The following is a 24,020-nucleotide window of genomic DNA, read 5'->3' as shown; positions in this document are numbered from 1 at the left end:
AACTTTTTTAAATCTTTTTTCATCAAGTGCCTCAACCGCAACATACCATAGTCCGTACGGGATTCGAACCCGTGTTACCGCCGTGAAAAGGCGGTGTCTTAACCCCTTGACCAACGGACCAGAGTTGCTATTTTCAACTCTTACTATTATACCCACTTTTTAAACTTTGTCAACTACTTTTTTTATCTTTTTTCTATTTTTTTGTATGACTTCCTAATGAGTACGGATGTCAAACTCTTTAAACACAATACGTAAGTCTCTTAATACTCTTTGTCGACCTCGGAATCGTTCGTTTCTTAAGACACGTTCTAACTCTTCTTGTTGCTCTTCACTTTGTTTGTTTCTATAATCTCTTAGGGTTTCATGAAAGAGATAATAATCATCTAGCCACAGACCTCCCTCACTGATACGATGACTAATCTCACCTACTTCTTCATAGGGTTCTTTATCATATCTTCGTTTTTGACTTTCTTGTTTACGGATATAGTCTAAAATCCGATTCCGAAATTTTGTTTTGAAATATTTACGTAAACGTGGTATATCTTCCACAAGTCCTTCTTCTCTACTAATCAATTCATGTAAGCAGATTATTCCCTCTTGGTCCCAATCTGATAATTCCCATAAATGGAGATGATATTCATTTCTACACTTGTACACAATTCCCTGGACTTCTTCATACAATTTTTTAAGCATATTGTTCCCCTTTCTAGATACAGTCTAACAGATTCAAAAACAGTTTTGTCCTATTTCCCCGTTCTGTTCTCTACACCGCTTCAACTGCGCAAAAAAAGAGAGGACACGCCTCTCTAGGGGTTATTTTTCGTCATTCATTTTTGACTTTACTTCATCATAGGATAGTGCATGTGATTCCTCTTCTACTGTTTCAGGCATCTTTCCTGTTTCATAAAGAGATTTAATTTGTGTACTATCCAATGTTTCGTATTTCAATAGTGCTTCTGCAATCAACTTGTGAGTTTCACGATTTGACTGAATAATTTCAGCAGCTTTATTTCGTGCCTCATTTAATAATGAACGAACCTCTTCGTCAATTTCATAAGCTGTTTGTTCTGAAATTGATTTTTGAGGACTCTGTGCACCAAACATAGCATGGTTTCCTTCATATTGAACTGGACCAAGTTTTTCACTCATACCGTACTCTGTAACCATTGCACGCGCCATTTGTGTCGCCTGTTCAAAGTCGTTTGAAGCTCCTGTAGTTTGGACATTAAAGATAATTTCTTCGGCTACACGTCCACCCATTAAGCCAGCCAATTGCTCTTTCATATCTTCTTTAGATAGAAGCATTTGATCCTCTTTAGGAAGTGCAATCATATAACCGCCTGCACGACCACGTGGTACGATGGTAACTTTATGCACAACACGAGCATTCGACAAGACTAGACCAACAATGGTATGTCCTGCCTCATGGTAGGCAACCAATTCACGTTCTTTTTGTGAAACTGTCTTATCTTTCTTAGAAGGACCAGCAATAACTCTATCCTCTGCTTCATCAATATCTGAGGCATCAATTATCGATTTATTGCGACGAGCAGCGACTAAAGCCGCTTCATTCAATACATTCTCTAAATCAGCACCAACAAAACCTGGAGTTTGTTGAGCCACTAATTTCAAATCAACATCTTCTGCTAAAGGCTTGTTCTTAGCATGAACTTTCAAGATTGCTTCACGACCCTTAACATCAGGACGGCCAACCAATACTTTTCTATCAAAACGTCCTGGCCTCAAAAGGGCAGGGTCTAGTACATCTGAACGGTTTGTCGCAGCAATGACGATAATCCCTTCATTTCCCTCAAAACCATCCATCTCAATCAAAAGTTGGTTCAAGGTTTGTTCACGTTCGTCATTTCCTCCGCCAAGACCAACTCCACGTTGACGTCCAACAGCATCAATTTCATCGATAAAGATGATAGCTGGTGCTGCTTTTTTTGCATCTTCAAAAAGAGAACGAACACGACTAGCTCCAACTCCGACAAACATTTCTACAAAATCAGAACCTGAGATACTAAAGAATGGAACACCTGCTTCTCCGGCAACTGCTTTAGCAAGCAAAGTCTTACCTGTTCCCGGAGGTCCCTCTAGAAGAACACCTGCTGGAATACGAGCTCCAAGTTTTGTAAATCGTTTTGGATCTTTTAAGAATTCAACAACTTCAACTAGTTCTTGTTTTTCTTCCTCAGCTCCAGCAACATCTGAAAATCTTACTTTAATATCCTCTTTATTTGCGGCTTTAGCCTTACTACGTCCAAAACTCATCGGGTTACGGCTATTATTCCCTCCCATATTTCCCATCATAGAGAATAGGAAGAAGAAAAGAATACCGAATGGCACAATGGATACAAGAATATTAATCCACATACCACTTGAACTTTCATGCTTAACAGTTACTTCCGCTTTATGGTCAGAAGCAAGCTTTTGCAATTCAGATACTGTCGTATCTGAAGGAAGAATGATGCTTGAAAATTTCTCTACTGTTGTAGCAGAAGGAGAAAAGAACTGAATTCCTGTTTCTTCTTTACTTGTTTTAGGATTTTTATAAACACCTGAAACTTCGATAACACTGCCATTTGGTTGGTAAGTCAATTCTTTTACATTGTCATCGGTAATTTCTTTTACCAATTCTGTATAATTAATTTGCTCACTTTTCCCTGCAACACTACCTGTACTAAAATACTGGTAGGCTGTAACTAGGAAAAAAATAAGTAATAACCATAGAAAAGGATTTTTAATTAAACCATTATTTTGTTTTTTCATTAAAAATTGTTCTTTCTAATTTGAATACACTTCTTCTTTCAATACTCCAACATAAGGAAGGTTACGATAATTTTCTTTGTAGTCTAAGCCATAACCTACTACAAACTCATTTGGAATAGTAAAGCAGGTATAGTCTGCCTCAATTTCTACAACACGCCCCTCTGGTTTATCCAACAAGGTTGCAATGTTAACAGAAGCTGCTTCTCTTTCAATAAACATATCTCGCAAATTCTTCAAAGTTTGACCTGTATCAATGATATCCTCTACAAATAGAACATGTCTTCCTTTGATATCTTGAGTCACATCTTGCTTGATATTGATGACACCACTACTTGCTGTTCCACCATGGTAGCTAGAAACCATCATGAAGTCCATTTCAATATGTGTGTCTATATGTTTAACCAATTCAGCCATAAAAGGAATAGATCCTTTTAAAATCCCAACTAAGATTGGATTTTTTCCTGCATAGTCCTTAGTTAATTGAGCACCTAATTTTTTAGCAGCTTCTGTAATTTCATCGTGTGAAACGAGGATTTTTTTAATATCGTGTTCTAACATTTTTTTACCTATCTATTTTTTCTATATAAAGTACAGTGTTCATTATATCATTTTTCGTGTTTTTACTCAAATTACTGGTCGCAATTCCCAAAATTGATACAATTTCACCAAATTGCTCAATAATCAGAGCAGATTTTCGTTTTTCCATAGGGATTTTCAAATCGATCAATAGACGTCTGAGTTTTTTTCTATGCCCATTTTGAATCAAAACATCTCCTGTTTTTCGATGACGAATGAGTATTGATGTTTCTCGTGAAACAGGTATTTGTTGAATTGATTCACCTTCTAAAGGAAGTCCAAAGGAAAATGTGTATCCTTGATAAGTAACCTGATTTTGATAGTGTAACACAAGTTCCTCTTCCTTTTCATCAGCCTGAGGACTGATTTTACAAATCCGAAACTGTTGATACTCTTTTACTAATTCATAACCATTTTTAAGCGGATGACGATACTGGCTTTTAGTTTTTAAAATCTGTCGAACTTCATCAAACTGAGCTTTTGTAAGATTCAAATCTGTAAAACGATTCAGATAAGTTTGAAGTAAAACTCTTTGTGTGGACTCAGAGTAAGACAATAGCTGCTCTACATTTTCTACATCAATATTCTTTGATAATTCAGCTATGGCTATGTCATAATCTAAAATTTCATTACCGATTCTCAATATTGCATCCCTAAATCGAGGATTTTCTTTTTCCAATTCTGGTAAATAAGAGTTTCGAATACGGTTGCGCAAATAATGATTTTCCTGATTTGATATATCTTCAAAGTGAAAAATTGGTGGAAAGTCTTTTTTTTGAAAATGCAAGAAGGGACGAATGATTTCTATCTCTCCGACTACTTGCTTCTCCTTAATTCCTGATAGATAGCGCAAACGAGTGCCTCGAATCAAGCGCATCAAAATCGTTTCCACCTGGTCATCAGCATGGTGAGCAGTGACTAAAGCTGTCGCACCTGTCTTTTTCATGACTTTTTTAAAAAATTCATAACGAAAATCTCGAGCACGCGCTTCCGAAAATTCTCCTGAAAAATTGCTGATATAAATAGGAAGCTCTGCTTCAGCAGCCAACTTCCTTAATTCCTTTTCTTCCCAATCTGATTCTACTCTCTGCTTATGATTCACATGAGCTAGAATCAATTCAATTTCTAACTCTTTTTGATACGTAGATAATACCTTAAATAGAAACATAGAATCTAATCCACCAGAAAGAGCTAGCACCACCTTAGCATGTTTTTTGAAATATCCCTTATTGAGAAAATGATTTAAAAAATCTTGTTCCCTCATTTTAGAACCTCATAAACATCTTTGGCTATCTTAGAAATCGTATCATAATCAGAATTCTTTGTGAAAATAGAAAGAATAAATGGAGAATCTGCATAAACAACACCTGTATCATGCTTAAATTCATCCGCATCTCCAATTTTATGAGCTACTTTAACAGAAACACCTTTGGCAATTCGCTCATTATCAAAATCTGTTTTAGTTAAAGATTCCAATACAAATCCATTTTGATTATAAATGGCTTCCATAACCTTCCCAGCCATTTTAGAAGAAATCAATTTTTCATTTGAATCCCAATCATCTCCCATAATAGCAGACATCTTGGATTTGAATGTGGCATCAGATTGGTTTGAAATGTAATATCCCAATAGATTATGAGCTACATTATCAGATTCTTTTGATACTTTCGTAATTAAATCCTTTAGAGAGTATTCTTTATTATCCTCTTTTTTAGGAAGACTACCACTTCCCTCTGGTTTATAAGAACCTAGAAAATCATTGACTGCAGATACATATTTTACAGTCGTGTCTAACTGATAAAGACCCTCATTTATTTTTTCTTGCGTATAATAAAGATAAGGTAGTTTTAAAACACTAGCTGCATACATCTTTTCATCTTGATTGATACCAGCTTCTTTTCCAGTAGTCAGTTGCTTAACATAAATAGAGAATGATTCCTTCTGATATTTTTCAGATAACATTTCTTGGACTTTACTTATCCGATTATCTTCTTCAGAAGTTGATTCCTTATCTACCCATCCAGCTTGATCAATATGTAGAAATTCTCTTCCTTCTACAAACATGGTCTTGTCGATTGATACTTGCGAATAAGCTGATAAGGATGATTTCACTTCTTTTAAGTCATAAGGGCTATTATACAGTTTAAAATCAGATTCTAACCATACTTTTTTGATTGTAGGAGTTACCTCTGACTGATCATATAAAAATCGTTTGTCCGCAGCTATAAATTGGTGGTTGGATAACTTAAATACTGGAATTCCCTGTTTATTTAAGCGCCACTCGGTTATTTGGAAACTTGTTTTTGGAGTTAATTTTCCAGATTCCACTACTAAATCTTCATTCGCATAGATAGGAACTTCTCCATAAACCATAGGAGAACTTAATTTTTCTCTAAAATAAATACCAAAGTCAGATTGTGAAAGGTAATAAATTTCTTTCGAAGTATAGACGACTTCTTTTTCTGTGCTAACGACTTTTGAGATGGTCAAAAAACTCGGTAGCAACAAAATAATTAAGAATTTACGCATTCTTCCTTTCCTTTTCTTCTTGTAAACGCAATAATTGATTTTTTTCAGCCAACTCTTCCAGCTTTTCATCCGATAGACTCAAAAATTGCTCTATTACATCTAATAAATTTTCCATTTCATCACCTTGGAAGCAAGTCAGGAATCGTATAAACGGCTTCCCGATTCTTAGAATAATAATATTTTGCACGCATGTATTTAGCAGCGTAATCTTCATCTTTCAACTTTGTGGCAAAAGCTGTTTCCTTCTCCTTTTCCTCACTCAAGGTTTGATACTGAGTTTGTAAGTCTGATAACTGTTGACGTCTTTGGAGTAATTGGTGATAACTTTGAGCAAGATTATAAGTTGGTAAAATGAACAATAAAATCATCAAAATAAGAACCCAACCCATGAAACGATTCCGTTTTTGTCGTTCTTTCATCAGATAACGACGACGTTGGTGTTCATTTTGAATAAAAGAATTATTCAATTGTACGATATTTTTAGACATTTTCTTCTACCCGTGTTTCACTGATAATTTCATACATGCCTGCTGCATCTTCTTTTTTTGTACTATCTTTCATCTCTAGTACTTTTACAAGTAGCAACTTATTCCCAAAGCGAATTTCAACTTGGTCATTAACATTCAAATCCGTTGAACTTTTTGCCAAGATTCCATTTACCTTGATTCTACCTTTATCAGCTACTTCCTTTGCGACTGTACGACGCTTGATAATTCTTGATACTTTTAAATATTTGTCTAATCTCATTTTTATTACCTCAAATTATTATTGTACCATTTTTATCCACTTTATAGAAGAAAAATGTTAAAGGGAATTGCCTTCTTTTGACTCTTTTATCTCTAATAAACTTTCTCCAAAAATGAGCAGACCTTCTAAAATTTCATAGTCCTTCTTGTTTCGGACATCAAATACAACTTCCATTAATCCCTTATTCTCAGCTATGGCTGCTTTTAGGTTTGTTGCGGATAAAGCTTTAAAATAATCTTGAGCTAAAAACAGTCGTTGAGTGACTTTTTCAAATTGAACTGTAATCTTATTCTCTTTTCTTTCAACACGTTGAACAAAGACCTTGTCCAAGTATGACTTGACTAAACCAATTTCTAAAAGATAAGCTACAACGTCTGGGTATTCTCCAAAGCGGTCCATCAACTCTTCCTGTAACTCTTCATAATTGACACGGTTGTCAATTTGACGAATTTTCTTGTAAATTTCAATCTTATGTCGTTGTTCAGATATATAAGTATCAGGAAGATAGGCATCAATTTGCAAAATCAATTCGGCATTTCCTTTGGTCCTTGTTTTCCCATTACCATGTCGTTTAGCAATAGCTTCTTCTAGTAACTGAGAATACAATTCAAAACCAACAGAATCAATGAAACCAGACTGAGATTTTCCTAGGAGATTTCCTGCTCCACGAATCGAAAGATCTCGCATCGCAATCTTAAATCCGGAACCCAATTCTGTAAATCCTTTGATTGCCTCTAATCTCTTTTCAGAAACTTCACTGATTGATTTTTCTGGACGATACATGAGATAGGCATAAGCAATACGATTACTACGTCCGACTCTTCCTCTTAACTGATACAAGGTTGACAAGCCCATATGGTCCGCATTTTCAATAAATAAAGTATTGGCATTTGGAATGTCCACCCCTGTCTCAATAATGGTAGTTGTCACCAAGATATCATACTGACCTTCAATGAAACCCAGTAGAGTATTTTCTAACTGAATCTCACTCATTTGCCCATGAACATACCCAATCGAAGCCTCTGGAATCAACTCCTGTAATTCTGAAACCTTCTGATCAATTGTGTCAACTTTATTGTAAAGATAGTAAACTTGACCTCCACGGTCCATTTCACGTAAAACAGCATCACGAATCACACTATCATTCTTTTCCAAAACATAGGTCTGAACAGGATAGCGATTAGTCGGCGGAGTTTCAATAACAGACAAATCTCTGATTCCCAGCATAGACATATGGAGGGTACGAGGGATTGGAGTAGCAGTCAAAGTTAGGACATCCACTTGTTTCTTCAGTTCTTTCAAGGTTTCCTTATGCTTGACACCAAATCGTTGTTCCTCATCAATAATCATCAAGCCTAAATCAGCAAACACAACATCTTTTGACAAAACACGATGGGTTCCAATCAAAATATCAACTTGACCCTTTTTCAATTTTTCAAGTGTTTCAGTCTGCTCTTTTTTACTTCTAAAACGACTCAACACATCAATATTAACTGCAAAATTTTGGAATCTCTCTTTAAAATTTGTATAGTGTTGTTGCGCTAAAACCGTCGTCGGAACTAGAACGACAACTTGTTTATGATCATTGACCGCCTTAAAGGCTGCACGCATTGCAACTTCAGTCTTCCCAAAACCAACATCTCCAACTAGAAGTCGATCCATGGGATGAGAATCCTGCATATCTCTCTTGATTTCCTCAATACTACGAAGTTGATCATCCGTTTCAACATAAGGGAAGGCATCATCAAAAGCATTTTGATCCTCATCATCAGCTGAGAAAGCAAAACCCTTCAACTGGCTGCGCTCAGAATAAAGTTTGATTAAATCGTCAGCTATATCCTCTACCTGATTCTTAACTTTTTGCTTAGCTTTCTTAAAATGACCATCATTTAATTTATTGAGTTTAGGAGCTTTCCCATCACTTGAAACATATTTGGACAGCAAATGAATCTGTTCTACTGGGATAGATATTTGATCACCATTTTGATATTGGACACTGACATAATCGCGGTGAATCCCTTTGATTTCAATTGTTTCAATCCCTAGATATTGACCAATCCCATGGATATGGTGAACAACGTAGTCTCCTTTTTCAAGTTCATTGTAATCTTTTAATCTCTCTGCGTTTGAAACATGTTGTCTTCGAAAACGACGTTTTAATTTCTTTTGAAAAATCTCATGTTCCGTAATCACCAGAATTTTTTCATCTACAAAATGAAAACCATGTCTGAGATTGCCCTCTATTAAGTTTACAGATTTTTTACAGATACTTGACTTATCTCTAGAATCCAATTTAATCTGGTATTCTTCTAAAACATCCTCCAATGTTTTACTTCCCATTGAATTGCTAGACTGCAAGATAATAGTGTAGTCCATTTTTTTATATCGTTCAATTTCTTCTTTTAGAAAAGAAAATTGATTGAAAAACTCCTGCATGGGATATTGATTAAATTGATAAATCTTGTCAAACTTTAGATTTCCTAATCCCTTTTGCAGATTAGAGAAAAAGGTCGCTGGACTTTGTTTTTTATAGATTTGCTCAGTATCTGCAAAATACTGCATCTCAGAAAATGCTTTACTATTCTGTAACTCTTCTGTAAAGTATTGCGCTAATTCTCTTTCAAAGACTTCATACTGATTCATCAATTTTTGATAATCATCAAAGAATATTGGTGTATCTTTTTGAATATAATCAAAGACAGTCCATGTCTTGTCATAGTATAAAGATAAAAACTTCCGAGAATCTAAATGCACTTGTTTTTGGTGAAAACTTGAAAAAATTTCTTCTAAGTATGATTTTAAAATAGGTGATAAAGTTTTTGAAATTTGTTTTTCTAAAGCTGACTGACCTCGTTTATAATCCTTTTCTCCCAAAAGTATGTCGCTAGCTGGAAAGATGGTGAGTTCTGACTGATTTTCTTTCGATAATTGTGTTTCGACTTCAAAAGTACGAATTCCATCGACTTCATCACCAAAAAACTCAATTCGGCAAGGTTCTAACTGGGATATTTCAAAAATATCTAAAATATCTCCTCGAAGACTAAATTCTCCTTGAGTTTGTACCTGTGTAACCTTTCGATAGCCGATTTCCTTTAACTGATGGATAAGCGCGTGTTGGTCATATTCTTCACCAACTGTTATTTTTACAATACTACCTTTAAATGCATTTGGAGACGGTAAAATCAATCGACTTGCTGCGATATTACAAACTAAAATTCCTCTCTTAGATGAATCAGTCAAAAAACGCAAGGCTTCAACCCGTGAAATGATTTTTTCTTGTGAAGACATCAAAAACTCGACCATAGGGGAGTCATCTACCAAAAATGGATAGACAAGTTCCTCACCAAAGATAGATATAAGATCACTAACAAGTCCTTCTGCTTCTCCATAAGTTGATGTCAATAACACAATCTTATCTTCTTTCTTCAAACTACTAGCGATTGCTAAAGTTTTTGTAGAAGTTGACAAGCCTAAGATTAATTGTCTTTTCTTATCTGTCAGATTTTGATGCCATTTTTTTATCTGATCATTTTCTGAGAATAAATCTAATAAGGTCACCATTTATCCGTTATACCTCTGCATCGTTTTTTCAAAGTTTTTCTCTTGTAAATAGTAGTTTACAGAATCGTCAACTTTGTCAATAGACTGTAAAATACCAATATAATCATCCTTGTCAAAAGTACTCAAAACATGGTGAACAACTGACATTCCATTTTTAGGTCTTCCGATTCCAATTTTAACACGATTAAAGGTTTGGGTTCCAATATGTTGAATAATAGACTTGATACCATTATGACCACCTGCTGAACCTTTTGCTCTTAAACGAATTTTCCCAACTTCCATGTCAAGGTCATCGTAAATGATGAGTAAATCTTCAATATCCAAACCATAATAAGTCAATAAAGCATGAACCGCTTTTCCACTTTCATTCATAAATGTCGTTGGTTTGACCAGATAAATTTTTTCGCCATTAAGAAAAAAAGATGCTAGGTCAGCTTGAAATATCTTATCGTGTGTAAAAGTGACATTTTGTTTTTTAGCTAATTGGTCAATCAGCATAAAACCAACATTGTGTTTTGTTTCAAAATATTTATCCCCTGGATTTCCTAATCCTACAAGTAATTTGGTCATTTATTTTTCCTTTCAAAAGCCAAAAGGGTTGGAATTTTTTTCCAACCTAATTGATACTATTTGTTAAATATTATTAGACATTAAAGCGGAATTCCATGATATCGCCATCTTGAACGATATATTCTTTTCCTTCTTCACGCAAGCGCCCAGCTTCTTTTACAGCCTTTTCAGATCCATATTTCACTAGATCCTCATATGACATAGTTACTGCACGAATAAATCCTTTTTCAAAGTCTGAGTGGATAATACCAGCTGCTTGAGGAGCCTTCATACCACGTTTAAAGGTCCAAGCGCGAACTTCTTTTTCACCAGCTGTGAAGTAAGTTCCCAATCCAAGTAAGTGGTAAGCTGCACGAGTCAACTTGTCAACGCCTGACTCTGTCAAACCAAGTGCTTCAAGAAACTCTTGCTTATCTTCTTCGTCTAACTCAGAAATTTCTTCCTCAGCACGCGCAGAAATAACGACTACTTCAGCATTTTCTGTCGCTGCGAATTCACGAATTTGTTTAACATAGTCGATAGAGTCAGGTTCTGAAACAACATCCTCATCCACATTGGCAACATAGAGCACTGGTTTAGTCGTCAAAAGGAAGAGACCTTTGACAACTTTTTGTTCTTCATCTGTAAATTCAATAGTTCGAGCTGATTTTCCATCTTCTAGGACTGGTTTAATCTTTTGAAGAACATTAAACTCAGCTACTGATTCTTTATCTTTTTGCGTACGTGCCATCTTTTCTACACGCGCATAACGCTTATTAACTGATTCTAAGTCAGCAAGAATCAACTCCAGGTTAATAGTATCAATATCTGCAAGTGGATCCACAAAAGCATCTTCACGTCCTTGCTCGCGCATCACATTTTCATCATCAAAAGCACGAACTACGTGAACAATCGCGTCTACTTCACGGATATTAGCCAAGAATTTATTCCCTAGCCCTTCTCCTTTTGAAGCTCCTTTTACAATTCCTGCGATATCTGTAAATTCAAATGTTGTTGGAACTGTCTTTTTAGGAGTGATCATTTCAGTCAATTTTTGTAGGCGTTCATCTGGAACCTCAACCATTCCAACGTTTGGATCAATCGTCGCAAATGGATAGTTTGCAGCCTCTGCTCCTGCTTTTGTAATTGCATTAAATAGTGTTGATTTACCAACGTTTGGCAAACCAACGATACCTGCTGTTAAAGCCATATTTTCTCATTCTCCGTTTTCATTTCAATCCCTAATATTATAACACAAAAAGGGAAAACTTGCTAACCCTCTAACTGAGGGGTTTCAGTCAATAATTTTATTCATTTTTCGATCAAAATCATAGCGCCCCATCATGACAACATGGTCACAATTGCTACATTTAATTTTGATATCTGCTCCTACACGTGTAATTTCCCAACGATTGGCCTTTTTACCTGTTGACTTGATGGTGCAAGCATGTGGTTTTTTCATTTCAACAAAATTTCCAACTTGATACATACTACTCTCCTTCTCTTTTTAGATTATATCATAAAAGAGGCGAGCCAGGCTCAACCTCTTTCACTTAATTTGTACGAACTGGTGTAATGAGCTGCATGAAGTCTTCATCAGTGTCTGCTGGCACAAGAGTAAATGGACGAACAGCTGAGATAAAGCTAATGGTCACCTTTTCGCTATTTAAAGCCTTAAGAGAATCAATCAAGTAAGTTGGGTTGAAACTAATAGTCAAATCTTCACCAGTCACCTGATCAGTATCGATTTCTTCGTTTACTTTACCAACTTCTGGAGAATGAACATGGGCGCTAACAATACCACCTTTAATTTCAAGCTTCACAGTACCATTTTGAGTCGCACTTGATAAAAGGCGAGCACGCTCCATTGACTGACGTAAGTTTACCACATCAAAAGTAATAGTAGTGTTAAAGTCTGTCGGAATCAAGCGATCTGTATCAGGATAGTTACCTTCTAACAAACGAGTATAGAAGCTAATATTTTCGCTTCTAAAGAGGATTTGATTGTTGGCAAAGAAAATCTCTACAGTTTCAATATCGTCTGTAAATACTGCTGAAAATTCGCGTAGAGAACGGCTAGGAATCACGACATCAAAATCATCACTATTTTTTTCAAGAGTCAATTTTTTCTGGCTTAGACGATGAGAGTCTGTTGCAACTGTTTTTAACTCTTTGTGTTGGCTCAATACAAAATGAACACCTGTTAAAATTGGACGACTTTCTTGTGTACTTGCAGCAAAAGCTGTTTCATTGATAATTTTCTTAAGTAATTTTGTTTCAAGAACCAAAGGAGTGCTTGCTGAAATTTCTTGGATTCGTGGATATTGCTCGCTATCTTTTCCTTTTAGGGTAATTTCTGATTTGCCACTAGTTAAAACAATTTGGTTTTGTTCAATTTCTTTAAAATCAAGAGTCACATCAGGTAGACTAGATACCACATTGATGAAGAAAGAAGCTTCAAGAAGGATCGAACCTAAAGAAGTAATTAACAAACCAGCATCTTCATTTTTTTGAGAAATAAAATTTTCAATTGAAATTTGACCATTTGAACCAATTAAAGTAACACCTTCATTGGTTACGTCAATTTTGACGGTTGATAAAATAGGAATGGCATTTTTAGAACTAATAGCTCTCTTAGTAGTATTTAAGGCTTGTAGAAATAAATTTTTATTAATTGAAAAATGAATCATGGATTCTCCTTTATTTATTTTTAGTATTAGAAGGATAATAGTAATAATAGAGTCTGTGAAATCTGTGGAAAACAGACTTTAAACAAGTCATATCAAGTTTTTGGGCTTGTTTAAAAAATGTGGATAAAAAAGATAATAAAGTAAAAGTTATCCACAAGTTATTTGATTTTCTTTTTGATTGATTCAATTTCTAAACGTAAATTATCGTCTTCATCAATCAAAGATTTAATTTTGGCATGGGCATGAATGACTGTTGTGTGATCTTTACCACCAAATTCCTTCCCAATTTTTGGAAGACTATTATCTGTTAGTTCTCTAGATAAATACATGGCTACTTGACGGGCTAACACAATATTTTGAAGGCGTCTGCTTCCCTTCATTTCTTTGACACTAACACCATAGAAGTTCCCTACTTCAGTTTGGATTTTATCAATTGGAATGACGAGGATTTGGCTAACATCTTGTTTTCGAGCTCTAATAGCTTCTGCAGCGATATCGATAGTGATATCCTTAATCTTCTTCACTCTGGCAATTAAAGTGATGTCGTTTATTGCTCCTTCAAGTTCTCGGACGTTTGAATCAAATTGACCAGCTAGGTATTCTAGGGTATCACTTTGGAAATGGTAGTCTAAATTCTCTGTTTTGCTTTGTAAAATGGCAATACGTGTCTCAAAGTCAGGTGGTGTGATGTTTTGCGTCAAGCCCCAGCTAAAGCGCGTGACAAGTCTTTCTTCAAGGCCCTCTAAGTGTTTAGGGCTACGATCACTAGTCAGAACAATTTGTTTTTGATTGTTATGGAGAACATTGAAAGTATTGAAAAATTCTTCCTGAGTTGCAACTTTTTTTCCACTCAGCGATTGAATATCATCAATTAACAAGAGATCGAGGCTACGGTAGGTTTTTTTGAACTTATCCATTTCACCCAGTCTCAGATGTTCAAGAAAGTCGTTTATAAAGCTTTCAGCAGGAATGTACTTAACACGCGCATCAGGAATATTTTTCAAAATCTCATTCCCAATTGCATTGAGTAAGTGAGTCTTACCAAGGCCAGGTCCTCCATAGATAAAAAGAGGATTATAGGTCAAGGCTAAATCTTCAGAAACAGCCAAAGCGGCTGATACTGCCCAAACATTCCCATCCCCTTGAATAAAATTATCAAAGGTATATTTTTCTTTTAATCCAGTATCCGAATAAGGAATAGATGCTAACTTTGGACTATAGTCATAAAGAGTTGAATTTGGAGCTTCTTCAACTTGTGAGACAGTAGTATCTTGAGGTTTGATGAAAATATAGTGGGGAGTTATCTCAGCATCATAAATCTCAAAACCAGCTACTACAATGATATCTTTTAGTTGTTTTTCCCAGACCATTTCCATTTCAGATCGTGGTAAAAATATAGTGGCAACATTTTCCTCTACCTTGATGAGTTCAGCTTGAATAGCATAGAAATCATACATGGATCGAGTCAGTCTTTCTTGAGCAAATTCTAATATACGATTCCAAAATTGTTTTTCTTTCAATCCTTTCTCCTCCTTTACTATTTAAAAGTTTAATGCTAGATTTATTTTACCATAGATAGCAAGAATTTTCCACAAACTGTGAAAAATAATCCACAATGTTATCAAGTTTTATCCACAGGTTGGGGATAAAATCAGAAACTGTTGATTTATGAAGCTTTTTTTTGAAAAAAATAGTGGATAACCTTGTGAGATAAAAAAATAAAAGAACAGCCTTATTTCAGGCTGTTGATAATTCTACTGTATTCTTCTTGATTTGAAAAAGAAATAATGATTTTTCCACTGTCTTTTTTAGACAGTTTGATTTCTACATCTAATCCGAGTAGTTTTTTTAACTGTTCTTCTTCATTTTGTATGAAATGATTCGTTTTTTGAAGTTTCTTTTGTTTTTTCTCTGTCAGAAGAGCTTCTAATTTCCTTACAGAAATGTCTTCACATATAATCCGTTGAAAGAAATAGTCTTGTTGTTCCTTATTTAACCCAACTAGAGAACGCGCATGGGCTTGTGATAGTTGGCCATTTTCTACTTCTGAAAGGATCTGTTCTGGCAAGGACAGCAAGCGAATAGAGTTGCTGATATAAGGACGAGACTTGCCCATTTTATCTGCAATTTCAGCATGGGTAAATCCTTTCTCTACAAGAGATTCATAGGCGCGTGCTTCTTCTATTGGATTTAAATTTTCTCTCTGTAAATTTTCAATGATAGATTGGATCATCATCTCTTGATCTGAAAGCTGCTTAACAACAGCTGGGATATACCTTAGACCAGCTAAAAGTGAAGCCCGATAGCGTCTCTCTCCTGCAAGGATTTCATAACCAATAACAGGAGATTGACGAACAATAATCGGTTGAATGACCCCATTTTCTTTGATAGACTGTGCTAGTTCATGTAGTTTTTCTCCATCAAATTCTTTTCGAGGTTGATAGGGATTTTTCTGTATATCTGTGATAGAAATCATTTCAAATTTTTCCATGATTCTACACTAACACATCTTTTATCTTATGTAAAGCTTTCTTTACATAGATGTCAATTAAGATTCTAAATCACCTGAACTCTTGTCAAGTTTAATAGATGTAGTTTCTTCTTTACCGTTACGATAGTAAGTTATTTTAATGGTATCTCCGATAGAATGATTGTAAAGAGCACTTTGTAAGTCTGTTGATGAAGCAATTTCCTTGTCATCTACTTTTGTAATAACATCGTATTTTTCAAGGTGACCATTGGCAGGCATATTACTTTGCACAGAACGAACAACTACACCAGATGTTACATTGCTTGGAATATTCAGTCTTCTAATATCACTTGTATTAATATTTGAGAGATTGACCATTTGAATTCCCAAAGCTGGACGAGTAACTTTTCCGTTCTTTTCCAACTGTTCAATAATATTTATAGCATCATTTGCAGGGATTGCAAAACCAAGACCTTCTACAGATGTTCCTCCATTTGTGGCAATTTTACTTGAGGTAATTCCGATAACCTGTCCTTGAATATTGATTAGTGGGCCACCAGAGTTACCTGGGTTAATAGCAGTATCAGTTTGGATGGCTTTTGTAGAAATGGCTTGTCCATCTTCAGATTTTAAAGATACATTTCGATTAAGACTAGATACGATACCTTGAGTGACAGTATTAGCATATTCAGAACCCAATGGGCTACCAATAGCAATGGCAGTTTCTCCTACGGTTAACTTGCTAGAATCACCAAACTCAGCTACTGTTGTCACTTTTTCTGAAGAGATTTTGACGACAGCAATATCAGAGAAAGTGTCCGCTCCGACAATTTCTCCGGGTACTTTAGTTCCATCTGACAAACGAATATCTACTTTGCTGGCGCCATTTATAACGTGATTATTGGTGACGATGTAAGCTTCTTTATCATTCTTCTTATAAATAACCCCAGATCCTTCACTAGAGATTTGCTGAGAATCTGTATCAGTATCATCATTACCAAATACGCTATTTTGTCTATTTGCTGAATAAGTAATAACAGAAACAACGGCATCTTTTACTTTGTTAACAGCCTGTGTTGTTGAATTTTCATTCTTATAGGCAGTCTGTGTAATAGTACTATTGTTGTTAGAGGTACTTACAGTACTTTTTTGAGTTAGTTGATTTATTGAAAAGCTACCCAAGGCTCCACTAATAAAGCTAATGACGATAACGACTAATAATTGAAACCATTTTTTGTAAAATGTTTTTAGATGTTTCATATTTGCCTCCATTTTTTTGAAATTACTGAAAGTATAAACTGACTAGCTTAATTATAACTTAAACACAAAAGTTTTTCACAGATTGTGGATAACTTTTAAAAATCTGTGGTTTTCTCGGTTAAAATTAAGCTTTTATTTTGTGAATAAGATGTGAAAAAATAAAGAATATGTTAGAATAGAGTCATGAAAATTAAAGTTGTAACAGTTGGGAAACTGAAAGAAAAGTATTTAAAAGATGGTATCGCAGAGTATTCAAAACGAATTTCTCGATTTGCTAAGCTTGAAATGATTGAGTTGGCAGATGAAAAAACACCAGATAGGGCTAGTGAGTCAGAAAATCAAAAGATTTTAGAAATAGAAGGTCAGAGAATTTTATCAAAAGTTGGTGACCGTGATTTCGTGATTGTGTTGGCTATCGAAGGGAAAACTTTCTCCTCAGAAGAATTTAGTAAACAATTAGAAGAAGCTTCTATAAAAGGATTTTCTACTCTTACATTTATTATTGGAGGGAGTCTGGGACTAGCACAGGATGTAAAAAAGAGAGCCAATCTCTCTGTTAGTTTTGGTCGTTTAACCTTGCCCCATCAGTTAATGAGACTAGTCCTTGTTGAACAAATCTATCGAGCTTTTACAATACAGCAGGGCTCGCCCTATCATAAATAGAAAATTGACTTTCAATTGAATTTTTGGTAGAATAGCTGTATTAGGTCTCATAGCTCAGCTGGATAGAGCATTCGCCTTCTAAGCGAACGGTCGCAGGTTCGAATCCTGCTGGGATCAATATAGTAGCAAAGCTGGGAATTTTCCCGGCTTTTTTCTTAAAAAAGTACACTTGGGGAGAAAAAAATGACAGTTGAGAGAATTTTATCTAAAACGAAATTCCATTTTGTATAATAGTTTTTGTAAGTTAGTTTACAAGAAAAAAACATTTTAGGAGATTTTATTATGAAAAACACAGTTAATTTAGATAAGTTTGTAGAATTGAAGGAAAAAGACTTGCAAAATATTCAAGGTGGGGAGATAAGGCAAACACATAATATTTTCTTTAATTTCTTTAAAAGAAGATAAAGGAGTGGAATAATGGATTTTCTTGCAGTATTAGTTGTGATATTACATATTTTTATTATTAGTAAAAGTTACTATTTAATATGTAAAAATAAAATAAATATAAAAGAACTATGCTTTTTTGGTGGTTATACATTCCTAGTAGAATCAGTATTTGAACTTCCCTTTTATCTCCTATATTTAGATGGGTTAGGAATTGCAACATTTTTATTTCCTTTGGGCTTATATTCCTATTTTAGATGGATTAAACAATATGAGAGGGCTAGAGGATTATTCCTAAGTTTACTACTATCTCTTTTATATGAGAGCACTCATACCTTTCTGTCCGTAACTTTCTCCTCTATAACAGGAGACAATTTTGTTTCACAATATCACGCCCCATTCTTTTTCGTTGTAACGGTGTTGACCTATTTTGTTGTCTTAAAAATCATTCATTATTTCCACTTGGAACTAGCCTATTTTGACAAGGACTACCTTTATCCTTTCTTGAAAAAAGTATTTTTTGCCTTACTACTGCTCCATATTGTATCTTTCGTTTCAAATATGGTAAGTACGATTAAACATTTGAATAGTTTTGGAAGTATTTTATCATCTATTGTTTTTATCTCGTTACTTTTGACCTTCTATGCAATGAATTCTCATAAAGTTCAAATGGAGAAAGAGATTGCGTTGAAGCAGAAGAAATTTGAACAGAAACATTTACAGAATTATACAGATGAAATTGTCGGACTGTATAATGAAATCCGTGGTTTTCGACATGACTATGCCGGGATGCTTGTCAGCATGCAGATGGCAATTGATAGTGGTGATTTACAGGAAATTGACAGAGTTTACAATGAAGTTTTGGTCAAAGCAAATCACAAACTGCGTTCAGATAAGTATACTTACTTTGACTTGAACAACATAGAAGATTCAGCTTTACGAAGTTTGGTTGCTCAGTCAATTGTCTATGCTCGAAATAATGGTGTAGAGTTTACACTGGAAGTAAAAGATAAGATTACCAAGCTCCCAATTGAACTATTGGATTTGGTTCGTATCATGAGTGTTTTATTGAACAATGCTGTAGAAGGATCAGCTGATAGCTATAAAAAACAAATGGAAGTAGCAGTTATTAAGATGGAAACCGAAACAGTTATTGTGATTCAGAATTCATGTAAAATGACGATGACTCCTTCAGGAGATCTATTTGCCTTAGGATTCTCCACTAAGGGAAGAAATCGCGGAGTAGGCTTAAATAATGTGAAAGAACTACTAGATAAATACAACAATATTATTTTAGAAACAGAGATGGAAGGCAGTACATTTAGACAAATTATTAGGTTTAAGAGGGAATTTGAATGAAAGTTTTAATTTTAGAAGATGTTATTGAACATCAAGTGAGACTAGAGAGAATATTGGATGAAATTTCGAAAGAATCGAATATTCCAATATCATACAAGACAACGGGAAAAGTTCGTGAGTTTAAGGAATATATCGAAAATGATGAAGTAAACCAGCTTTATTTTCTAGATATTGATATTCATGGAATTGAGAAAAAAGGGTTTGAAGTTGCTCAGTTTATTCGTCATCACAATCCTTACGCTATTATCGTCTTTATCACCAGTCGATCAGAGTTTGCGACTCTAACCTATAAATACCAGGTATCAGCCTTAGATTTTGTTGATAAGGATATCAATGATGAGTTGTTTAAGAAGAGAATTGAGCAAAATATCTTCTACACGAAGAGTATGTTACTTGAAAATGAAGATGTTGTAGATTATTTTGACTACAATTACAAGGGAAATGATTTAAAAATTCCTTACCATGATATTTTGTATATTGAAACGACAGGTGTCTCTCATAAATTACGCATTATTGGTAAGAATTTTGCCAAAGAGTTTTACGGTACCATGACAGATATTCAGGAAAAGGACAAACATACTCAGCGATTTTATTCTCCTCATAAGTCATTTTTGGTAAATATAGGCAATATCAGAGAAATTGATCGAAAAAACTTAGAAATTGTTTTCTATGAAGACCATCGTTGTCCTATTTCAAGATTAAAAATTAGAAAATTAAAAGATATTCTAGAGAAAAAATCTCAAAAGTGATTGACAATTAGTAAGAAATTGATATAATGGTTATATCTGCTACAGATAGAAGGTCCGTTGGTCAAGGGGTTAAGACACCGCCTTTTCACGGCGGTAACACGGGTTCGAATCCCGTACGGACTATTTTATCCGCCATAGCTCAGTTGGTAGTAGCGCATGACTGTTAATCATGATGTCGTAGGTTCGAGTCCTACTGGCGGAGTATAGATAAAAGGGAACACAGTGTTGTTCCCTTTTTTGCATCAATTCGTATCACCAAGCATCTTCATGAGGAAGTCTGTTATTTCTTGAGGACTTTCTTTTTTTCCATGTGCAATCCAAGTTTGGCAAACACCAAAAAGTGCGTGAGTTAGATAGATGCTACTGTATTCTAATTCAGTGGTATTGAGATTCAGTTGTATAAATCGTTTTTGTAAATCTGTACTGAGCATGATATGAAGTTTATTTCTTAAGAAATTTTGGATTTCTTTAGTCCCATTTTCAGAAAGAAGGGCAGCTAGAAGTGGTTCTGACTCTAGATATTCAAATACTTCTAGAATAGCATCTCTTTTGTGATGAGCATGTTTTTGAAAAATATATTCAAATGTATGAAATAGCTTGCTTTGATAGTGCTCAATCATATCATACTTATCCTTATAGTGAGTATAGAAGCTGGAACGACTAATTCCAGCTTTTTCTGCTAGCTTGACAGTAGAAATTTGATCAAATGGCTGTTCCATGAGTAATTGTACCATAGCATTTTCAATAGTTCGCTTTGTTTTTAAGCGTTTGTTACTTTCTTGCATATTTCCTCCTTGTAAACAAATTAGACTATATGTCTAAAAATGGATTTTTTATCTTGTAATTTAGATTTTTTAATGTATAATCTATTATATCAAAATTTTAGACAATATGTTTAAAAAAGGAGAAACTATGTTTAAAGAATGGAAAGCAATTTTTAAAAAACCAACCTTTATTATTGTCATGATAGGAATTTCTCTTATTCCCGCTCTGTACAATATCATATTTTTATCCTCAATGTGGGATCCATATGGTCAAGTGTCTGACTTACCTGTGGCAGTTGTCAATAATGATAAAGAGGCCTCTTATAATGGTAATAGCATGTCTATAGGAAAAGACATGGTGTCTAATTTAGAGCAAAATAAATCATTGGATTTTCATTTTGTAGATGAAGAAGAAGGTAAGAAGGGTCTAGAAAACGGTGATTATTATATGGTAGTCACTTTGCCAAGTGACTTGTCTGAAAAAGCAGCTTCTATTTTAACGGATCACCCTGAGCAAATGCAAATCGATTATCAGACTTCAAGTGGTCATAGCTTTATTGCCAGCAAGATGAGTGATTCTGCAATGACACAATTAAAGCAGAGTGTTTCTACCAATGTAACCGAGACCTATACTAAAGCTTTATTCAACAAAATGGTCGATTTAAAGGATGGTATGAGTCAAGCAGCTTCTGGAAGTGAAAAACTAACTGATGGAGCGAATCAGTTAGTGGCAGGAAGTCAAACATTAACTATTAACCTAAACTCTTTAGCAGCTTCAAGTTTAACATTTTCAAATGGAACGGAGCAGTTTACTAAAGGATTATCCTCTTATGTCTCTGGTGTTGAACAACTTCATCTTGGCTTAGGGAATTTTAATAGTGGTTTAGTTACATATACTGGTGCAGTGAGTCAATTAGATAGTGGGTTAGGTCAATTATCTTCTAAAAGCCCTGAATTAGTGAGGGGAATTAATCAATTATATACTGGTGTAGAATCTTATACTGGCGGTGTTTCTAAGCTCAATGCTGGTCTTAATCAATTTTCATCTGGTGTTAGTGCCTATACAAATGGAGTGGGAAATCTTGCAACAGGTGCTAATCAGTTATCTAATCAATCAGCTACACTTCGAATGGGTGTGGAGCAATTAAGTGAAGGGATTCAACAACTTTCTAGCAAGTTAGATACTTCGTCTGAGCAAAAAGATCAAATTAATAAATTATCTTCTGGTTTGAATCAGTTAAATCAAGCTATTCAAAATATTGATGTTGGAGATACAAAACAATTAGATTCTGTTTTATCAAGTATAGTATCTCTTTCTAATCAAATGTTAGCAAGTGTTCAGTCTGATAAAGCGACTACATTAGCCAATATTCAATCGACAGCAGCTTATCAATCATTGACAAGTGAGCAACAAGCTGAGATAAGCGCTTCTGTATCTCAAAATTCGACTGATAGTATTCAATCGGCTCAGTCAATTGTAGCTTTAGCTCAAGGTTTACAGGGAAGTTTGGAAAACTTACAAAATCAGTCTTTTAATCTTTCGACTTTAAAAAATCAAGCTAATCAAGTATTACCTATCGCTTCTAGTTCTTTGACAGAATTGTCAAGTGGATTAACAGAGATACAAGGAGCTGTTGCTAGCAAATTAGTTCCTGCCAGTCAGTCTATTACATCAGGTGTAAATGCATATACTGCAGGTGTTGATAAAGTTTCTCAAGGCGCAAGTCAACTAAGTGAAAAGAATTCCACCTTGACAGGTAGTTTGGACCAATTAGTTTCAGGCTCAACTACCTTGACACAAAAATCTTCTAACTTGACAGCAGGAGTTGGTCAATTAGTTGAAAAAACTCCAGAATTAGTGTCTGGTATTGAAAAATTATCAACTGGCTCTAACCAATTGAATCAAAAGAGTCAAGAATTGATAGCAGGAGTTGATAAATTGCAATCAGGCTCTAGCCAACTAGCTGACAAATCCAGTCAGTTAATTTCAGGTGCTTCTCAATTAGAAAGTGGAGCTAATAAATTGGCAAATGGAGCTGGGAAACTAGCAGAAGGTGGAACAAAGTTAACTTCTGGCTTGGAAGGTTTACAGACAGGAGTTGCTTCTTTAGGACAAGGATTGAGTAATGCCAGTGATCAACTCAAATCAGCATCAACGGAATCTAAAAATGCAGAGATTTTATCAAATCCTCTCAGTCTTTCCAAAACAGACAATGATCAAGTTCCTGTAAATGGAGTTGCAATGGCTCCTTATATGATATCAGTTGCTCTTTTTGTTGCAGCAATATCAACAAATATGATCTTTGCGAAGCTGCCTTCAGGACGTCATCCAGAGAGCCGTTGGTCTTGGTTGAAATCTAGAGCTGAAATAAATGGTATGATAGCTATTTTAGCAGGGATTTTGGTATATGGAGGAGTTCATCTTATTGGTCTAACTGCTAATCATGAAATGAGAACATTTATTCTCATCATCTTAACAAGTTTAGTATTCATGTCTATGGTTACAGCTTTAACAACATGGAATAGCCGTATAGGAGCTTTCTTCTCTCTTATCTTGCTTTTATTACAGTTAGCATCAAGTGCAGGTACTTACCCACTTGCTTTGACAAATGATTTCTTTAGAGCCATTAATCCTTGGTTACCAATGAGTTATTCAGTTTCTGGATTACGAGAAACAATCTCTATGACAGGAAATATTCATCAGCAAGTCATTTTCCTAGCTGTCATACTAGCTCTATTTACTGGTTTAGGTATGCTAGCCTATCAACCTAAGAAAATGGAAGAATATTAAAAAAATCGACCAATTGGTCGATTTTTTTATGTATTATGTGACTATTAGTCCGTCTCGCTCCGTTAGGTGCGAGACAAAACAACCACCCGCTATGCGGGTGCGCGTCGAAGGTTATACCAAAAAAACTCCGAACGCGATACAATAAAGGTGTTCAAG

22 protein-coding genes and 4 tRNA genes are annotated in these 24,020 nt (G+C 35.0%); 8 read left to right on the top strand and 18 right to left on the bottom strand.

Annotation, left to right across the window (positions count from 1 at the left end):
- Nucleotides 1-48 precede the first annotated feature (48 nt).
- The 17 genes from QM818_RS07660 to htrA all read right to left on the bottom strand — a co-directional run bounded on the left by QM818_RS07660 (nt 49) and on the right by htrA (nt 17,154).
- A tRNA-Glu gene (locus QM818_RS07660) sits at nt 49-120 on the bottom strand.
- Nucleotides 121-213: 93 nt separating this feature from the next.
- Nucleotides 214-693: a sigma-70 family RNA polymerase sigma factor gene (locus tag QM818_RS07655; RefSeq protein ID WP_414300105.1), complete on the bottom strand. Its 480-nt coding sequence runs from the start codon at nt 691-693 to the stop codon at nt 214-216.
- A gap of 120 nt (nt 694-813) precedes the next feature.
- Entirely contained in the window at nt 814-2,772 is a 1,959-nt protein-coding gene (ftsH, locus tag QM818_RS07650; protein WP_000744566.1) for an ATP-dependent zinc metalloprotease FtsH, read from the bottom strand.
- A gap of 15 nt (nt 2,773-2,787) precedes the next feature.
- On the bottom strand, nt 2,788-3,330 hold the full coding sequence (hpt, locus tag QM818_RS07645; RefSeq protein WP_000889398.1) for a hypoxanthine phosphoribosyltransferase: 543 nt from the start codon (nt 3,328-3,330) through the stop codon (nt 2,788-2,790).
- Nucleotides 3,331-3,334: 4 nt separating this feature from the next.
- Nucleotides 3,335-4,612, bottom strand: coding sequence for a tRNA lysidine(34) synthetase TilS (gene tilS, locus QM818_RS07640; protein WP_049551504.1), 1,278 nt, complete (start codon nt 4,610-4,612; stop codon nt 3,335-3,337).
- Entirely contained in the window at nt 4,609-5,877 is a 1,269-nt protein-coding gene (locus QM818_RS07635; RefSeq protein ID WP_001224748.1) for a serine hydrolase, read from the bottom strand. Before QM818_RS07635 ends, tilS begins: the two co-directional genes overlap by 4 nt.
- Nucleotides 5,870-5,992, bottom strand: coding sequence for an SP_0009 family protein (locus tag QM818_RS07630; protein ID WP_000429336.1), 123 nt, complete (start codon nt 5,990-5,992; stop codon nt 5,870-5,872). The genes QM818_RS07635 and QM818_RS07630 overlap by 8 nt, the downstream gene beginning before the upstream one ends.
- Before the next feature lie 4 nt (nt 5,993-5,996).
- Nucleotides 5,997-6,365 (bottom strand): septum formation initiator family protein, encoded by a 369-nt coding sequence (locus QM818_RS07625; protein ID WP_000041905.1) that lies wholly within the window; start codon nt 6,363-6,365, stop codon nt 5,997-5,999.
- A complete protein-coding gene (locus QM818_RS07620) occupies nt 6,358-6,624 on the bottom strand; it encodes an RNA-binding S4 domain-containing protein (protein ID WP_261081391.1) in 267 nt (88 codons plus the stop codon). The genes QM818_RS07625 and QM818_RS07620 overlap by 8 nt, the downstream gene beginning before the upstream one ends.
- A gap of 57 nt (nt 6,625-6,681) precedes the next feature.
- Nucleotides 6,682-10,185, bottom strand: coding sequence for a transcription-repair coupling factor (mfd, locus tag QM818_RS07615; protein WP_414300104.1), 3,504 nt, complete (start codon nt 10,183-10,185; stop codon nt 6,682-6,684).
- Nucleotides 10,186-10,755, bottom strand: coding sequence for an aminoacyl-tRNA hydrolase (gene pth, locus QM818_RS07610; RefSeq protein WP_000163936.1), 570 nt, complete (start codon nt 10,753-10,755; stop codon nt 10,186-10,188).
- 73 nt (nt 10,756-10,828) lie between these two features.
- Complete coding sequence (gene ychF / locus QM818_RS07605; RefSeq protein ID WP_001218713.1) at nt 10,829-11,944, bottom strand: redox-regulated ATPase YchF; 1,116 nt, start codon at nt 11,942-11,944, stop codon at nt 10,829-10,831.
- Nucleotides 11,945-12,028: 84 nt separating this feature from the next.
- The gene (locus QM818_RS07600) at nt 12,029-12,223 is read right to left on the bottom strand and encodes a DUF951 domain-containing protein (RefSeq protein ID WP_000285186.1); all 195 of its coding nucleotides are present in this window, start codon (nt 12,221-12,223) and stop codon (nt 12,029-12,031) included.
- A gap of 64 nt (nt 12,224-12,287) precedes the next feature.
- Nucleotides 12,288-13,424 carry a DNA polymerase III subunit beta gene (gene dnaN, locus QM818_RS07595; protein ID WP_000581174.1) on the bottom strand — a complete coding sequence of 379 codons (1,137 nt, stop codon included), beginning with the start codon at nt 13,422-13,424 and terminating at the stop codon, nt 12,288-12,290.
- 158 nt (nt 13,425-13,582) lie between these two features.
- A complete protein-coding gene (dnaA, locus tag QM818_RS07590; RefSeq protein WP_004255267.1) occupies nt 13,583-14,944 on the bottom strand; it encodes a chromosomal replication initiator protein DnaA in 1,362 nt (453 codons plus the stop codon).
- 212 nt (nt 14,945-15,156) lie between these two features.
- Nucleotides 15,157-15,915 carry a ParB/RepB/Spo0J family partition protein gene (locus QM818_RS07585; protein WP_084926928.1) on the bottom strand — a complete coding sequence of 253 codons (759 nt, stop codon included), beginning with the start codon at nt 15,913-15,915 and terminating at the stop codon, nt 15,157-15,159.
- A gap of 57 nt (nt 15,916-15,972) precedes the next feature.
- Nucleotides 15,973-17,154 carry a serine protease HtrA gene (gene htrA / locus QM818_RS07580; RefSeq protein ID WP_247939278.1) on the bottom strand — a complete coding sequence of 394 codons (1,182 nt, stop codon included), beginning with the start codon at nt 17,152-17,154 and terminating at the stop codon, nt 15,973-15,975.
- Between the two features lie 183 nt (nt 17,155-17,337).
- On the opposite strand from htrA, the gene rlmH reads away from it, so the two are divergent.
- The 7 genes from rlmH to QM818_RS07545 all read left to right on the top strand — a co-directional run bounded on the left by rlmH (nt 17,338) and on the right by QM818_RS07545 (nt 20,511).
- Nucleotides 17,338-17,817: a 23S rRNA (pseudouridine(1915)-N(3))-methyltransferase RlmH gene (gene rlmH / locus QM818_RS07575; RefSeq protein WP_033684574.1), complete on the top strand. Its 480-nt coding sequence runs from the start codon at nt 17,338-17,340 to the stop codon at nt 17,815-17,817.
- A gap of 43 nt (nt 17,818-17,860) precedes the next feature.
- Nucleotides 17,861-17,934, top strand: a tRNA-Arg gene (locus tag QM818_RS07570).
- Between the two features lie 165 nt (nt 17,935-18,099).
- Nucleotides 18,100-18,222: a competence-stimulating peptide ComC gene (comC, locus tag QM818_RS07565; protein ID WP_004238992.1), complete on the top strand. Its 123-nt coding sequence runs from the start codon at nt 18,100-18,102 to the stop codon at nt 18,220-18,222.
- A gap of 12 nt (nt 18,223-18,234) precedes the next feature.
- Nucleotides 18,235-19,560, top strand: coding sequence for a competence system sensor histidine kinase ComD (gene comD / locus QM818_RS07560; protein WP_414300103.1), 1,326 nt, complete (start codon nt 18,235-18,237; stop codon nt 19,558-19,560).
- Complete coding sequence (gene comE / locus QM818_RS07555; RefSeq protein WP_000866073.1) at nt 19,557-20,309, top strand: competence system response regulator transcription factor ComE; 753 nt, start codon at nt 19,557-19,559, stop codon at nt 20,307-20,309. The genes comD and comE overlap by 4 nt, the downstream gene beginning before the upstream one ends.
- A 51-nt stretch (nt 20,310-20,360) precedes the next feature.
- Nucleotides 20,361-20,432: transfer RNA gene (locus QM818_RS07550), tRNA-Glu, on the top strand.
- Between the two features lie 5 nt (nt 20,433-20,437).
- Nucleotides 20,438-20,511 (top strand) — tRNA-Asn (locus QM818_RS07545).
- 40 nt (nt 20,512-20,551) lie between these two features.
- Here QM818_RS07545 and QM818_RS07540 read toward each other — a convergent pair.
- Complete coding sequence (locus QM818_RS07540; protein WP_001158274.1) at nt 20,552-21,094, bottom strand: TetR/AcrR family transcriptional regulator; 543 nt, start codon at nt 21,092-21,094, stop codon at nt 20,552-20,554.
- 127 nt (nt 21,095-21,221) lie between these two features.
- Here QM818_RS07540 and QM818_RS07535 point away from each other — a divergent pair, with 127 nt between their 5' ends.
- A complete protein-coding gene (locus tag QM818_RS07535) occupies nt 21,222-23,864 on the top strand; it encodes a YhgE/Pip domain-containing protein (RefSeq protein ID WP_237447117.1) in 2,643 nt (880 codons plus the stop codon).
- The last annotated feature ends 156 nt before the right edge of the window (nt 23,865-24,020 follow it).

The sequence above is a fragment of the Streptococcus mitis genome, from assembly GCF_047464035.1.
In the GTDB taxonomy this organism is placed as follows: Bacteria; Bacillota; Bacilli; order Lactobacillales; family Streptococcaceae; genus Streptococcus; species Streptococcus mitis_DX.
The sequence above is the reverse complement of the archived record's forward strand: the minus strand, read 5'-3'. Positions and strand labels throughout refer to the sequence as shown.